Annotated in this window: 12 protein-coding genes; 9 read left to right on the top strand and 3 right to left on the bottom strand. The window is 74.9% G+C overall.

The window, feature by feature from the left end; genetic code table 11:
- The first annotated feature begins 65 nt into the window (after window positions 1-65).
- Window positions 66-1475: a condensation domain-containing protein gene (locus O7602_RS10855; protein WP_281588383.1), complete on the top strand. Its 1410-nt coding sequence runs from the start codon at window positions 66-68 to the stop codon at window positions 1473-1475.
- A gap of 33 nt (window positions 1476-1508) precedes the next feature.
- Here the strand turns inward: O7602_RS10855 and O7602_RS10860 are convergent, their stop codons facing one another.
- Together O7602_RS10860 and O7602_RS10865 are read right to left on the bottom strand one after the other, a co-directional pair.
- Window positions 1509-2711 (bottom strand): cytochrome P450, encoded by a 1203-nt coding sequence (locus O7602_RS10860; protein ID WP_281588385.1) that lies wholly within the window; start codon window positions 2709-2711, stop codon window positions 1509-1511.
- Between the two features lie 20 nt (window positions 2712-2731).
- A complete protein-coding gene (locus tag O7602_RS10865) occupies window positions 2732-3907 on the bottom strand; it encodes a nucleotide disphospho-sugar-binding domain-containing protein (protein WP_281588386.1) in 1176 nt (391 codons plus the stop codon).
- A gap of 143 nt (window positions 3908-4050) precedes the next feature.
- Here O7602_RS10865 and O7602_RS10870 point away from each other — a divergent pair, with 143 nt between their 5' ends.
- Window positions 4051-5223, top strand: a complete 1173-nt coding sequence (locus O7602_RS10870; protein ID WP_281588388.1) for a cytochrome P450 — start codon at window positions 4051-4053, stop codon at window positions 5221-5223.
- Window positions 5224-5232: 9 nt separating this feature from the next.
- Here O7602_RS10870 and O7602_RS10875 read toward each other — a convergent pair whose 3' ends face one another.
- Entirely contained in the window at window positions 5233-6096 is an 864-nt protein-coding gene (locus tag O7602_RS10875) for a TauD/TfdA family dioxygenase (protein ID WP_281588390.1), read from the bottom strand.
- Window positions 6097-6234: 138 nt separating this feature from the next.
- On the opposite strand from O7602_RS10875, the gene O7602_RS10880 reads away from it, so the two are divergent.
- The 7 genes from O7602_RS10880 (at window position 6235) to O7602_RS10910 (ending at window position 14145) form a co-directional block, all read left to right on the top strand.
- Window positions 6235-7245 (top strand): methyltransferase, encoded by a 1011-nt coding sequence (locus O7602_RS10880; protein ID WP_281588392.1) that lies wholly within the window; start codon window positions 6235-6237, stop codon window positions 7243-7245.
- Window positions 7246-7455: 210 nt separating this feature from the next.
- Window positions 7456-8475: a polyprenyl synthetase family protein gene (locus tag O7602_RS10885; RefSeq protein ID WP_281588394.1), complete on the top strand. Its 1020-nt coding sequence runs from the start codon at window positions 7456-7458 to the stop codon at window positions 8473-8475.
- Window positions 8472-9500 (top strand): UbiA family prenyltransferase, encoded by a 1029-nt coding sequence (locus O7602_RS10890; protein ID WP_281588396.1) that lies wholly within the window; start codon window positions 8472-8474, stop codon window positions 9498-9500. Before O7602_RS10885 ends, O7602_RS10890 begins: the two co-directional genes overlap by 4 nt.
- Complete coding sequence (locus O7602_RS10895) at window positions 9497-11197, top strand: prenyltransferase/squalene oxidase repeat-containing protein (RefSeq protein WP_281588398.1); 1701 nt, start codon at window positions 9497-9499, stop codon at window positions 11195-11197. Before O7602_RS10890 ends, O7602_RS10895 begins: the two co-directional genes overlap by 4 nt.
- Window positions 11194-12462, top strand: coding sequence for an NAD(P)/FAD-dependent oxidoreductase (locus tag O7602_RS10900; RefSeq protein ID WP_281588400.1), 1269 nt, complete (start codon window positions 11194-11196; stop codon window positions 12460-12462). Before O7602_RS10895 ends, O7602_RS10900 begins: the two co-directional genes overlap by 4 nt.
- A 6-nt stretch (window positions 12463-12468) precedes the next feature.
- Complete coding sequence (locus O7602_RS10905; RefSeq protein WP_281588402.1) at window positions 12469-13485, top strand: aminotransferase class I/II-fold pyridoxal phosphate-dependent enzyme; 1017 nt, start codon at window positions 12469-12471, stop codon at window positions 13483-13485.
- A gap of 96 nt (window positions 13486-13581) precedes the next feature.
- Window positions 13582-14145: a dihydrofolate reductase family protein gene (locus O7602_RS10910; RefSeq protein ID WP_281588404.1), complete on the top strand. Its 564-nt coding sequence runs from the start codon at window positions 13582-13584 to the stop codon at window positions 14143-14145.
- Window positions 14146-14181 lie beyond the last annotated feature (36 nt).

Below are 14181 nucleotides of genomic sequence, written 5' to 3' on the forward strand. Positions count from 1 at the left end.
GACGGCAGCGTAACGGCTCCGATCGGACGTTGACATCGGCCGATACGCGTTGCTCTGATAGGCCGATGATCGCGCAGACGGCCGAGGCGCAGGTCCCCGTTCCGTTCGCCGGTGCGGGCGCCGGCGCCGCGCCCCTGACCTGGGGACAGAAGGCGATCATGCAGGACATGCGGGAGACCGGGTGGACGCACAACGTCTCCGGCGCGCACCCCCTGCCGGCGGGCGTCACGGTCGAGCAGATGGCGGCGGAGCTGGCCGACCTGATGGCCCGGCACCCGGCGCTGCGGATGCGGCTCGGCGTCGACGACCGGGGCGGGCCGTGCCAGGTCGTGTCGGGCTCCGGCGAGACGGTCCTGGACGTGGTGGACGTCCCGGACGACGCCGACCCGGCCGACGTGGCCGCGTTCGCCTACCAGCTCGGTCACGCCCGCCTGCTGGCCCCGTACGACCTCTACCGGGACTGGTCGGTGCGGATGGCGGTGGTCCGGCACCGGGGCGCGCTCGTGCACCGGGTGCTGACGTTCGACCATCTCGTGGTGGACGGCACCGCCACCTCGCTGCTCCTGGCCGACCTCGGGCTGGCCATGCCGGCGGTCCGTCGCGCCCGCGACCCGCGTACCGTGCAGATCCTCGACCTGGGGCGGCGGGAGGCGACCCCGCCGTTGCGGCGGGTGAGCGACCGCGCGGTCCGGCACTGGGCGTCGCACCTGCGGTCCATCGCGCCGCTGACGTTCGGCGAGCCCACCGCGGGCGGCCGGCAGGGGCACCGGTACTGGCACGGCCGGTTCAGCTCGCCCGCGGCGTACCTGGCGGTGCGGGCCATCGCACGACGGACCCGGACGGACACCTCGCGCGTCCTGCTGGCGGTCATCGCCGTGGCGATCGGCCGGGCCACCGGGGTCAGCCCGCTCACCGCGAAACTCATCGTGGGCAACCGGTTCCGGCCGGGCTTCGCCGAGGCGATCGCGCCGCTGAGTCAGAACGGCGTGCTGACCGTCGACACCGCCGGCGCCACGGTGGACGAGGTGGTGGCCCGGGCCCGCCGGGCCTCGGTGACCGCCGGCATGTACGCCTACTACGACCCGGTGGGGCTCACCGACCTGGAGGCCGGGCTGGACACCGAGCGCGGCTATCCGGCGCGGGTGACCTGCCGGATCAACGACCGGCGGGTGACCACCCGCGCGGCGGCCGACGGTGGCGTCCGGGACGAGCCGGTGACCGTGGAGGCGGTCCGGCGTAAGGCGGACGAGACGTTCCTGGTCTGGGACGGCCCGCTGGACCACCTCCACGAGCAGGTGTTCCTGACCGTCGAGGACCAGCCGGACACGGTGTTCCTCCAGGTGATCTTCGACTTCGCGTGTTTCACCGAGGCGCAGGCGGAGCGGCTGCTGCGCGGCGTGGAGGAGGTGGCCGTGGAGGCGGCCTTCGACGCCGGCGCGCCGACCCGGGTCACCCCCGGGTCGACCGGCGACTGACCGGCCGGTCGGCGCTGACCGCCGGTCGGCCACTCACCTGTCGTCCCAGGTCACCGGCAGCGACTCCAGGCTGCGTACCACCAGGCCGGGCCGGAACCGCAGCTCCGCCTCGTCGACCGCGAGCCGCAGGCCGGGCAGCCGGCGCAGCAGGGCGCCCAGCGCCTCCTGCAACTCCATCCGGGCCAGCGCCGCGCCGAGGCAGTGGTGCGGGCCGGCGCCGAACGCCAGGTGCGGGTTGTGCGCGCGGTCCAGGTCGAGCGTGTCCGCGCCGGGGAACACCGTCGTGTCCCGGTTGGCCGAGGCGATCGCCGGCATCACCGCCGACCCGGCCGGCAGGCGTACGCCGCCGAGCTCCACCTCCTCGGTGGTCACCCGGGGCAGCAGCACGCCGTTGTCGCCGAGTTGGATGAAGCGGGACAGCTCCTCGACCGCGCGGGCTACCGCGACCGGGTCGTCGCCGCGCAGCCCGGCCAACTGCTCGGGGTGGCGGGCCAGCACGAGCAGGAACAGGTTGAGCTGGTTGGTGGTGGTCTCGTGCCCGCCGACGAAGATGCCGGCGGTGACCGACACCAGCTCCCGTTCGGTGAGGTCGTCGTGCTCGTCCCAGGCGGCGATGAGCGCGCTCATCAGGTCGTCGCCGGGCCGGCGGCGGCGCTCGACGATCATCTCGCGGAAGGCGTCGAGCGCGGCCTGCGGCGCGGCCGGGTCGGCGTCCCAGTCGCCGACGAGCGCGTCGGACCACTCCCGCACCCGCTCCTGGTCCGCCTCCGGGATGCCGAACAGCTTGCTGATCACGTAGATCGGCAGCGGCGCGGACAGGTGGGTGATCAGGTCGGCCGGGCGTCCCGCCGCCTCCATCCGGTCGATCATCGCGTCCACGAGCGCGGCCACCGTGGGGCGCAGCTCCTCCACCCGGCGGACGGTGAAGGCGTGCGACACCGCCCGGCGCATCGTGGTGTGCCGGGGCGGGTCCATGCCGATGAGCGAGTCCTCGGCGAGCGAGCCGAGTTCCCGGGTCGGCCGGTTGGGTCCGGCCGCGGCGGCCCGGCTGAACCGCTGGTCGGTGAAGACCCGCCGCACGTCGGCGTGCCGGGTGGCGAGATAGGCCGACGCCCCGTCGGGCAGCTCGACGCGGGCCACCGGGCAGGTCTCGCGCAGCCGGGTGTAGTCAGGTGACGGGTGGTAGATGGTGGGAGCCGGAGCGAGCGGGTACGGGACAGGCTGCTGCTGCGTCATCTGCGACTCCTTTGTGGTGGTCAGGTCGGGGTGCGCTCGGCGAGGGCGGCCAGCGCCGGCACCACGTCGGCGGGGCTGGGCAGCGCGGCGATCCGGTCCCGCATCAGCGTCGCCGCCGTCCGGGCGGGCCCGTCGCCGAGCAGGTCCCCGACGGCGTCCCGCAGCACGGCGTCACCGGCGTTCGCGGGCGGCAGGCAGGCGCCGGCGCCGGTGACCGTCAGCCGTTCGCCGTTGAAGTGGTGGTCGGTCACCTGCGGCAGGATGAGCTGCGGCACGCCGTACGCGAGCGCCGTCATGGTGGTGCCGGCGCCGCCCTGTTGCACGAGCGCGGCGCAGGTCGGCAGCACCAGCCGCAACGCCAGCGGCGCGTCGGCCAGCCGCACGTTGGCCGGCAGCGGTCCCAGGCCGCGTTGCTGGCGGGGCTCGACCACCACCACGACCTCGACGTCCAGCTCGGCGACGGACCGGACGACCCGGGCCAGGTCGAGCCGGTCGTGCAGCCCGACGCCGGCCATCATGGTGCCGGCGGTGACGCAGACCCGGGGCCGGTCCGCCGGGCGGCGCAGCCAGGGCGGCACCACGGCCGTCCCGTTGTACGGCACGAAGCGCACCGGTCGGCCCGGGCGGGTCATCGGCACCTGCAGCGGCGGCGGCGCCGGGTCGAGCGTCAGGGCGCCGTTCAGCGCCACGTCGCCGGCGGCGAGGCCGAACCGGGCGGCGAGCGGCCCGATCACCGACTCCGGGTCGAGCCGGAGCGTCACCGAGGAGTCCGGCCCCCACAGGTGCAGCACGCCGGGTACGCCGAGCGCGGCGGCGGCCACCGGGGCGGCCAGGTTGAACGGCTCCCAGACCAGCAGGTCCGGCTGCCAGGCCCGGCCGAACTCGACGAGCTCGTCGAGGAGGGCGTCGGCGAACCGGACCACGCCGCCGTCGGCGGTGATCTCCGGCTCGACGTGGCCCGGCGGTGCGGCCCGGTCCAGCGGGCCCACCGCGCCGATCCGGCCGGCGAACGCCTCGGCGAAGTCGACGTCGGCGCCCAACGGCACGGCGGCCAGCCCGGCCGCGGTGATCGTGGCGGCCATCGAGGGATGGCTGGCCACCCGCACCTCGTGCCCGGCGGCCTGGAGCGCCCACCCGAGCGGGGCCAGGCCGTAGAAATGCGACCGCCAGCCCCACGTCGACATCAGAATTCGCATGGCCGCAGTCAAATGCCACCAATCCGCGCGCGAAACGGCAGTCCTGGACCACAGATGCTAGGCGATCGGAGTCCGTCCGCGGAAGGTCGTCGCGTCGTCAATAGATATTGACGCCGGACTAACGGGTGGTGGAGTCTTACCCGGTGCCGGTCAATTCCGCGCTGCGCCCCTATCCGTTCGCGCCGTTCACCGGCGACCTCCCCGCCGACCTGCTCGACATGGTCGTCGCCGACCCGGTCAGTCGGGTGCGGCTGCCCGACGGGCGGCCGGCCTGGCTGGTGCTCAGCTACGAGCACTGCTGCACGGTCCTGGCCGATCCCCGGTTCTCCCGCCTCCCGCCGGGCGCCACCTCGGCGCCGGGCGCCGCCGGCCCCCGGGAGTTGAACATGGACGGTCCGGCGCACGCGGCGGTGCGCCGCGTCGCCGGCCGCGCGTTCACCGCGCGCCGCATCTCCACCTTCCGTCCCCGGGTACGGCGGATCGTGGACGGGCTCGTCGACGCCATGCTCGCCGGTCCCCGCCCGGCCGACGTGGTGGCCGGGCTGGTGGCGCCGCTGCCGGTGTTCGTGGTGTGCGACGTGCTCGGCGTGCCGGCCGCCGACCGGCCCCGGTTCTACGCCTGGATCTCCGGCCTGAACTCGGTCACCGCGTACGGCTCGGACGGCGCGGCGCGGGCGCAGGCGGAGCTGCGGGCCTACCTGGCGGGGCAGCTGACGCGCAAGCGGGCGGAGCCCGGCGACGATCTGCTCTCGGCGTGGGTGCACGGTCAGGACGCGCACGAACTCGTCGACGCCGAGTTGGTCGAGCTGGCCATGGGCGTGCTGCTCGGCGGCCTGGAGATCAACTCCACGAGCGCCGGCCTGCGCGCGTTGTTCCAGCACCCGGAGCAGTTGGCGAAGCTGCGCGCGGCCCCGGAGAAGCTCGCCTCGGCGACCGACGAGATCCTGCGTTACACGTCGGTGAGCGCCATGTTCCGGGTCCAGGTGGTGCGGGAGGACCTGGTCCTCGGCGGCGTCGCGATGCGGGCCGGCGACTGCGTGATGGCGGTCCCGTGGGCCGGCAACCGCGATCCCCGCCAGTTTCCCGAGCCGCACGTCTTCGACATCGACCGGACGCCCACCGTCCCGCACCTGACGTTCGGCTTCGGGCCGCACTTCTGCCTGGGCACGGCGCTGGGCCGGATGCAGGTGGAGCTGTCGCTCGGCGCGTTGCTGGCCCGGATGCCGGGGCTGGCGCCGGCGGTGCCGATCGACGAGATCCCGTGGCGGCACGACCGGATGAACGGCGGCATCGAGTGGTTCCCGGTCACCTGGTGACCGGCGCGCTCAGTAGCTCTCCACCGCGTTGACCCGGTCCGGCCAGTAGCGCTGGCCGGGCGCCGGGACGTGGTGCTCCCACCGGGGCGGGTCGCCGGTCGGGTGGTCGCCGAGCACGGTGATGCGCTGCCCGCGCCGGATGCCGTCGTAGTCGTTCACCGCGTAGTGCTGGGTGACCCGGTTGTCCCACACCGCGACGTCACCCGCCTGCCAGCGGTACCGGCAGGTGAACTGCGGGCTCTCGGAGAACCCGAACAGGTATTCCAGCAGCGCGTCGCTCTCGTTGCGGGTGAGCTGCGGGATGTGCGAGGTGAACAGGCGGTTGACGTAGAGCGAGCGGCGTCCGGTCTCGGGGTGCACGCGCACCACCGGATGCTCCGCCCGGCTGGTGAACTCGGTGCCGATCCGGATGACGTGGATGGCGGTCAGCCCGTCGAGCAGGTCCCGCAGCGGCGCGGAGAGCGCCTCGTAGACCCGGTGCTGGTTGGTCCACATGGTGTCGCCGCCGACCTCCGGCAACTGGATCAGGTGCAGCACCGAGGCGATCGGCGGGCTCTGGTGGAACGTCATGTCGGTGTGCCACACGTCTACCTTCCCGCCGTCCTCGGAGTCGATCACCACGATCTCCGGGTGCCCGTCGAGCCGGGGCAGGTAGGGGTGCAGCTCCACCTCGCCGAAGCGGCGACCGAACGCGACGTGCGCCTCCGGGGTCAGTCCGGCCTGGCCGGCGAGGAAGACCACGTGGTGCTTCAGCAGGAGGTCGTGGACGTGCGCGAAGCCCTCGTCGGTGAGCGTGTTCAAATCGAGGCCGCGCACCTGGACGCCGAGCGCGCCGGTCACGGGCCGGACGTCGACGGCGGTGGAAGTGGTCATCGATGATCCTCCGGTCTGCGCGCGACGGCCCGTCCGCGCATTGTTCCACGATCGTGAATGTCCTCACCACCGTCGGCGTTGACGTGCCGGCCGCGAACTTGGGATCATTCGGGGCCGGTGGACCGGGGGAGGAAACTGGTGGCGATCGACGGGGACGCGGCGGCACGGCTCGACCGGCTCACCGACCTGGCGACCCCGTTCGCCGTGCGTACCGCGGTGACGCTGCGGGTGCCGGACCGGATCGCGGCCGGCGTCACCGGCCTGACCGAGCTGGCCGCGGCGTGCGACGCCGACCCGGCCGCGCTGGGTCGCCTGCTGCGCTACCTGACCCACCGGGGCGTGTTCGCCGAGGTGTCGCCGGACGTCTTCGGGTTGACCGACGTCGGCGCGCTGCTGTGCGACCGGGACGGCGGCGGCCACGGCGCCGACCTGGACCTGGGTGGTCTCGGCGCCCGGATGGACCTGGCCTTCGCGGGGCTGCCGCACGCGATCCGCACCGGCGGCCCCGGCTACGCGGCGGTCCACGGCCGCGACTTCTGGGCCGACCTCGACGCGCACCCGGAGCAGCGCGCCTACTTCGACGCGGTGATGCTCAGCCAGCAGCGGATCACCGCCCCGGAGGTGGCCGCGTGCTATCCCTGGGCCGAGGTGACGCACGTGGTCGACGTCGCCGGCGGCTCCGGTGGGTTGCTGCGGGAGCTGCTGTGCGCGCACCCGCACCTGCGGGGCACGCTGGTGGACCGCGACGAGCCGGTGGCGACCGCCGCCGCGACGTTCGCCGAGCACGGCCTCACCGGCCGGGTCGACGCCGTGGTCGGTGACTTCTTCGCCGCGCTGCCGACCGGCGGCGACGTGTACGTGGTGTCCCGCGCGCTCACCGACTGGAGCGACACCCACGCGACGGCGATCCTGCGCCGCTGCGCCGAGGCGGCCGGCGACACCGGTCGGGTGCTCGTCATCGAGGTGCTGCCCACCATGCCGCACGTGCCGCACCTGTCCCCGTACGACCTGCGGATGCTGGTGCTTGTCGGTGGCCGGGAGCGCGGGGTGGCCGAGCACGCCGCGCTGGCCGCCGCCGCGGGGCTGGCGCCCCGGCGCACCTTCCACGGCTCCGGCGGGCTCACCCTGATGGAGTTCGCCGCGGCCTGAGCCGCGCCGCGACGGGACGTCCCATACCCACCGGTGCGCGCGGCCATTGAGGCATTTGGCGGCGCATCGGCCAATTTGGCGAAGATTATCGTCATCGCATTCACCGCCGCCGACGGATTGGCGCATTTATCGATGGTTGTTCACCGGAGTTCCGGCCGGTAACGTCTCGCGTGGCGACTAGCCGAGCCTTCGTGAAAGGGTCGACGCGTCATGACCGTTGCTGGATTTACGCGATATCCGCCCTTCATCGACGACCTGGCCCGAAGCGAATCCGGGCGACTGCTGCACGCCGAACTCGGCCGCCGCTGGCCGGAGACGACCGACCAGCTCGTGACGATCGCCCGGTACGCGCTGCTGCCGCCGGGCAAGCTGCTGCGCCCGATGATGACGCTGCACGCGGCGGAGGCGGTGGGCGGATCACCCCGGGACGTGCTCGCCGCCGCGCTCGGCACCGAATACCTCCACGTCGCGACGCTCGTGCACGACGACATCATCGACGCCGACACGATGCGCCGGGGCCGCCCGGCCGTCCCGGTCGCGTTCGGCATCCCGAACGCCATCGTCGCCGGTGACCACCTCATCTTCTCCTCGTTCCGGGCCATCGTGGACGGTGGCGGCGCGGTCCCGCCGGGCCAGGTCGTCGCCGCGCTCACCGCGCTCGCCGAGGCGGGGCAGGACCTGTGCCGGGGGCAGGCGATCGAGGCGCAGCTCGTCGGCGACCTGGACGCGGGCGCCAGGTGGTATCCGGAGATGATCCGCCTGAAGACCGGTTCGCTGTTCCGCGCGGTGTGCCACATCGGCGCGCTCCTCGGCGGCGCGGAACCGGCCGTGGCGTCCGCGCTCGCCCGCTACGGCGAGCACCTCGGCATCGCGTTCCAGATCCGCGACGACCTGCTGTCCTACGTGGCCACGCCGGAGCAGACCGGCAAGCCGGCGACGAGTGACCTCAACAACGGCCGGCCGACGCTGCCGCTGCTGCTGGCGTACGACGCGGCCACCGACACGGCCCGGGTCGAGCTGATGGCGGTGCTGCACCGGCGCGGCGCCGGACCCGGCGACGTCGAGTGGGTCACCGCGCTGCTGCGCGAGGTCGACGCGGTGGCGCGGGCGCGCCGGCGGATGGTGGAGCACGCCGAACGCGCCCGCGCCGAACTGGCCGTGCTCGCGCCGTCGGCGAGCGCGGACGTGCTCGCCGGCATCGCGGCCTGGATGACGAGCGAGACGCGGTGAGCGTCGCCCGGGCACTGCGGGCGCACGTCGAGACCTGGCGGCCCTACACGCTCTGGTACGTCGGGCTGGTCGGCCTCGGTGGCGCGGCGGTGGCCGCCGGCCCGCACCACCCGTGGCGGCTGCTGTCGGCCTGGGCGGCGCCCACCGCCGGCTGGCTCGGCGGCCACTACCTCGGTGACTGGTTCGACCGTGAGCTGGACGCCGGCAGCAAACCGCACCGGCCGATCCCGTCGAGCCGGTTGGGCGCGCGGACGGCACTGGCGTGCGGCTGCGCCTGCTTCGCCGTCCTCGCGGCGCTGGCCGTCGCGGGCGGCTGGGGCACCACGGCGGCGGCGCTGCTGGCCGGGGGCGGGATCGTCGCGTACAGCCGCTGGTTGAAGGCGCGGGGGATCGCCGGGAACCTGGTCCGGGGCGCGCTCGGCGCGGTCGCGCTCCTCTACGGCGCGCTCGCCGTCGGCCTGCCGGCCGACCCGTTCCCGGCGCTGCCCGTCCTGCTGGCGCTGATCGTCGCCTTCTGGTCGCACGACGCGATGTCCAACTTGGTCGGGGCGCTGCGCGACATCGACGGCGACCGCGCGGGCGGCTACGAGACGCTGCCGGTGCGCCGGGGCGTACCGTTCGCGGTCCGGACCGTGGTGGCGTTGCACGCCGTCGCCATCGGCGCGGCGCTCACCGCCGGCCTGCTGGCCGACCGCGACGCGCGGCCCGCCTACCTGGCCACGCTGCTCGTCGTCGTGGTCGTGGGCGTCGCCGCGTGGACGCCGCTTGTCGCCCGGGGCGCCGGGATGCCCGTCCTGGTGGCGTTGCGCGCCCACTCCGTCCTGGTCGTCGAACGGGTCGTGCTGGCCTCGGCCGTGGTCGGGCTCGGCCTCGGCGTCGCCGTGCAGCTCCTGCTGGCGCTGCCGATGCTCGCGTTCACCTGGTGGGCGCAGCGCGGGATGCGCGTCCGGCACGAACTCGGCCCGCCGACCGCCGGCCTGGCCCTGGCCGCCCACCGTCGAGTGCCCCTGGAGGACGCGACATGACCGAGGTGACCGCCGAGGCCGTCGGCAAGGCGATCGCCGCCGGCGCCGAGGCGCTGCTGCGTCGCCAACGCCCCGACGGCGCCTTCGGCGACGACCCGCCGGCGTCGGTGCTGGGCACCGCGGGCGCGGTGGCCGCGCTGCACGCGGCCGACCCGACCGGCAGCGCCGACCTCGTCGACGCCGGCGCCGCGTGGCTGCGTCGGCAGCAGCACGACGACGGCGGCTGGGGCGGCGTGGTCGGCGCGGACAGCGAGGTGGTGCCCACCGCCGTCGCGGTCGCGGCGCTCGCGCTCGGCGCGCCGGCCGCGAGCGTCGAGGCGATCGCCGCCGGCCGGGCCCGGCTGGCCGCCCTCGGCGGCGTCGACGCCGTCACCGACCGGGCCATCTCGCTGCTCTGCCGGCAACTGCTCACCATGGCCGGGATGACCGCCGAGGCCGGCCCGCTGCGCCGGCTGCCGCTGGAGATCGTCCTGTTCGACCGGGTCCGTCGCCGGCGGCTGTCGTTCCGCACCGCGCCCTTCGTCGGCCTCGCCCTGATGCAGGCGGACCTGCTGCCCGCCGGCCGGCTGCGCCGCGCCACGCTGCGCCGGGCCCGGCCGGTGGCGGTCGGCCTGCTGCGCTCCATCTTCGACCACGAGGGCCGCACCGGCGCGCTGAGCGAGGACCCGTGGCCCGCCGCCCTGGTGCTGCTCGGCCTGGCCCGCAGCGGCGAGGCGCCGGACATCGCGCGGGCCGTCGTCGGCTGGCTGCGACGGGCGGTACGCCCCGACGGCGCCTGGGACGCGGTGGCGAACCTGGACCTGACCCGCTCCGGCTACGCGGTGACCGGGCTGGTCGCCGCCGGGTACGCCGCCGACCCACGCCTGCGTGCCACCCGCGACTTCCTGCACGCCACCCAGAAGCCGACCGCGTTCGACGTGCTGGACGTGCCGCCGGGCGGGTGGAGCTACTCCAACGTGGGCGGCTGGCCGGTGACGCTGGAGTCGGCCGAGATCCTGTCCGCGCTCGCCGGCCTCCCCGACGCCGACACCGACCCGGTCCTGCGTACCGGCCTGTCCTGGCTCGTCGACCGCCAGGACAGCCGCGGCTCGTGGAGCCTGTGGGTACGCGACACCCAACTCGCCAACGACGGCCCCTGCCCGGCCATCACCAGCCAGGCCGTCCTCGCGCTGCACGACGCCGGGCACCCGGACGACCACCCGGCGATCGCGCGCGCCGCGGCCTGGCTGCTGACCCGGGCGGCGCCCGACGGCACGTTCGAGAACCTCTGGTACCGCGACCACACCTCCGGCACGGCAGTGGTGGTGGGCGCGTTGTCGCGCGTCGGCCACGCCCGGCACGAGGTGGTCCGCCGCGCGGTCCGCTGGCTGCGCGACACCCAGTTGCCGGACGGCTCGTGGGGGCCGGGCGACGGCACGCCCGGCACGGTCGAGGAGACCGCGTGGGCCGTCCAGGGCCTGCTCGCCACCGGCAACCCCGAGGTCGCCGCCGCGGCGGACCGGGGCGTCGCCTGGCTGGTGTCGGCCGCCGGGCCGGACGGCGGGTGGCCGGCGGCCCGGGTGTGCAACTACATCCGCCACCACATGCGCTACCCGAACGCGGTGATCACCCAGGCGCTCGCGCTGCGGGCGCTCGGCGACCACCGCCGGGTCGCCGCCGGGCGACCTGACGTCGCGCCCGGGGCGGTCGCCAGATGAGCGCCGACGTCGTGGTGGTGGGCGCCGGCGCCGGTGGGCTGGCCAGCGCCCGCGCGCTCGGCGCGCTCGGCCTGCGGGTGGTGGTGCTCGACCGGCAGCGCACCCCGGCGGCCATCGCCAAGGGCGAGATCCTCCAGCCGGAGACCGTCCGCATCCTCGACTCCTGGGGCGCGCTCGACCCGCTGCGGGCCACCGGCGCCCGCCCGGTCGGGCGGCTGGCCATCCGCGACCCGTACGGCGAACCGTTGCTCTGCCTCGACTACACCGGCCTGCCCGGCGCGTACCGGGAGATCCTCTGCGCCGACTACGGCGACCTGCGCGGCGTGCTCGCCGACGGGCTGCCCGCCACGGTGGACCTGCGGTGGGGCCGGCGGGTCACCGGCCTGCGGCGCGACGACACCGGCCGGGTCACCGGCGTCCGGGTCACCGGCGACGGGACCGACGAGGAGATCCCGGCGGCGCTCGTGGTGGCCGCCGATGGCATGTCCTCGCCGCTGCGCCGGGCCGCCGGCATCGCGGTGCGACGCAGCGAGTACCCGCACGGCCTGGTCGCCTTCGACGTGGCCGACGCCGAGGTGGCCGACGAGGTGACCGCCTACCGGACCGGCCGCGGCCTCTGCCTGGTCTATCCGCTGCCGGGCGGCCGGTGCCGCCTCTACGTCCAGGTGACACCGGACGAGTTCCGGGGCCGGGCCGACCTGGGCAGCTGGTGCGACCGGCTGCTCGCCGACGTGCCGGCGGTCCGGCCGCTGGAGCCGGCGATCCGGGCGAGCCTGCACCGCCGGCAGCTCCTCGCCGTCTACCGGCTGCGCACCGCCCGCCTGACCGTGCCCGGTCTCGCGCTCGTCGGCGAGGCCGCGCACGCGGTGCACCCGATGGCGGCGCAGGGCGTCAACAGCTCCCTCGGCGACGCCGAGACGCTCGCCGCCGGCCTGGCCGCCGAGGGCGGCACGCCGGAACCCGCCGCGGTGGATCGGGCGCTGCGGGCGTACGAGGCCGCGCGCCGGCCCCGCCTCGACCACGTGGCGACCGTCAGCCACAACGCCTCCCGCATGATCACCAGCGTGGCCGGGCTGCCGAAGCTGCTCGGCTCGCGGATGATGCGCCGCACCGCCGCCAACCCCCGGCTGCTCGGGCTCACCGCCGGCAACCTCTCCGGCACGGACCTGCGACCGCTCTCCCTCGTCGACCGGCTCCACCAGCTCGGCGTGCTCACCGACCGGCACGCACACACCCGTTCCGCACCGGCGCCGTCGGAGAAGTGAGCCACCATGACACCTGCCACCACCATCGCCCCGGTCGACCTGTCGATGAACGAGACGCCGTACCCGCCGTTGCCCGGCGTTCTTCGGCTCGTCACCGACGGCGCCGCCGCCCTCCAGCGGTATCCGGACCGCACCGCCGCCGCGCTCGTGGCCGCGCTGTCCGCGCGCCTGGAGGTGGGGCCGGAGGCGATCCTGGTCGGCCCCGGCTCGGCCGGGCTGTGCCAACACCTCGTGCAGTCCCTCGGCCCCCGGCCGGAGGTCGTGCACGCGGCCCTGTCGTTCGAGGGCTACCCGCTGATCATCCGCAACGCGGGCGCCCGCGCGGTGCCGGTGCCGCTCGACGGGTACGACCACGACCTGCCCGCGATGGCGGACGCGGTCACCGAGCGGACCCGGTGCGTGCTGCTGTGCCACCCCAACAACCCGACCGGGGCGGCGCTGCGCCGGGACCGGGTGGAGGCGTTCCTCGACCGGATCCCGGCCGACGTGCCGGTCATCGTGGACGAGGCGTACCGCGAGTTCGTCACCGACCCGGCCGCGCCGGACGGGATGGAGCTGTACCGGGCGTACGACAACGTCTGCGTGCTGCGCACCTTCTCCAAGGCGTACGGGCTGGCCGCGCTGCGGATCGGCTACGCCGTGCTGCCGCCCCGGCTGGTCCCGCCGGCCGCGATGACCGGCGCGGTGTTCTTCCCCAACGCGCTCGCCCAGGCGGCGGCCGTGGCCAGCCTGACGCCGGAGGTCGAGTCGGAGCTGACCCGGCGGTGCGCGGACCTGGTGACGGCACGTACCCGGCTGACCGGCGCGCTGCGTGACCTCGGGCTCACCGTGGCACCAAGCGAGGCGAACTTCCTGTGGCTGCCGCTGGGGGAGCGGGCCGTGCCGTTCGCCGACCGGGCCCGGGCGGCCGGGATCCTGGTGATGGCGCTGCCCGGGGCCGGGGTGCGGATCACCGTGGGCTCGGACGAGGCGAACGACCGGCTCCGCACGTTCGTCCGGGACCTGCTCGCCGAGGGCTTCTAGAATTTCTTCCCGCCGTGCCGTCGAATTCCGGCCGGGTCGTTCGTAGAACAGGCGAGACGATCCCATCGGGTCCCACGCGCACCGGAAGGCGGAGGCATGGCGAAGCTGATCTACGTGACGAACGTGTCGATCGACGGCTACATCGAGGACGAGAAAGGAGTCTTCGCCTGGCTGCCACCCGACGACGAGGTCTTCACGTTCACCACCGATCTCCTGCGGTCGGCGGGCACCTTCCTCTACGGGCGGCGCCTGTACGAGTCGATGGCCGTCTGGGAGACCGACGCTTCGCTGGCCGCGCGGTCCGACCTGATGGCCGAGTTCGCGAACGTCTGGCAGGCGGCCGACAAGATCGTCTACTCCACGACCCTCACCACGGCGGCCACGGCCCGCACCAGCGTGGAGCGCCGGTTCGACCCCGCCGCCGTGCGCCGGCTGAAGGCCACGGCCGGCAGCGACATCACCATCGGCGGTGCCGACCTGGCGGCGCAGGCCATCCGGGCCGGACTCGTCGACGAGTGCCAGCTGATCGTCTGGCCCACGACCGTCGGCGGCGGCAAGCCGGGACTGCCCACCGGCGTACGCACCGACTACGAGTTCCTCGGCGAACGCCGATTCCGCAACGGCGTCGTCCTCCTCCGTTACCGCCCGCTCGCCGACTGACCGGGGCCACCCGGCCCGTCCGCCGGTGACGCCCGG

The organism is Micromonospora sp. WMMD1128, from assembly GCF_027497235.1.
Taxonomy (GTDB): domain Bacteria; phylum Actinomycetota; class Actinomycetes; order Mycobacteriales; family Micromonosporaceae; genus Micromonospora.

Excerpts from the sequence above, each read along its gene's own strand:
- O7602_RS10855 (WP_281588383.1), top strand. The coding sequence starts at position 66 with ATGATCGCGCAGACGGCCGAGGCGCAGGTCCCCGTTCCGTTCGCCGGT.
- O7602_RS10860 (WP_281588385.1), bottom strand. The coding sequence starts at position 2,711 with ATGACGCAGCAGCAGCCTGTCCCGTACCCGCTCGCTCCGGCTCCCACC.
- O7602_RS10865 (WP_281588386.1), bottom strand. The coding sequence starts at position 3,907 with ATGCGAATTCTGATGTCGACGTGGGGCTGGCGGTCGCATTTCTACGGC.
- O7602_RS10875 (WP_281588390.1), bottom strand. The coding sequence starts at position 6,096 with ATGACCACTTCCACCGCCGTCGACGTCCGGCCCGTGACCGGCGCGCTC.
- O7602_RS10885 (WP_281588394.1), top strand. The coding sequence starts at position 7,456 with ATGACCGTTGCTGGATTTACGCGATATCCGCCCTTCATCGACGACCTG.
- O7602_RS10895 (WP_281588398.1), top strand. The coding sequence starts at position 9,497 with ATGACCGAGGTGACCGCCGAGGCCGTCGGCAAGGCGATCGCCGCCGGC.
- O7602_RS10900 (WP_281588400.1), top strand. The coding sequence starts at position 11,194 with ATGAGCGCCGACGTCGTGGTGGTGGGCGCCGGCGCCGGTGGGCTGGCC.
- O7602_RS10905 (WP_281588402.1), top strand. The coding sequence starts at position 12,469 with ATGACACCTGCCACCACCATCGCCCCGGTCGACCTGTCGATGAACGAG.
- O7602_RS10910 (WP_281588404.1), top strand. The coding sequence starts at position 13,582 with ATGGCGAAGCTGATCTACGTGACGAACGTGTCGATCGACGGCTACATC.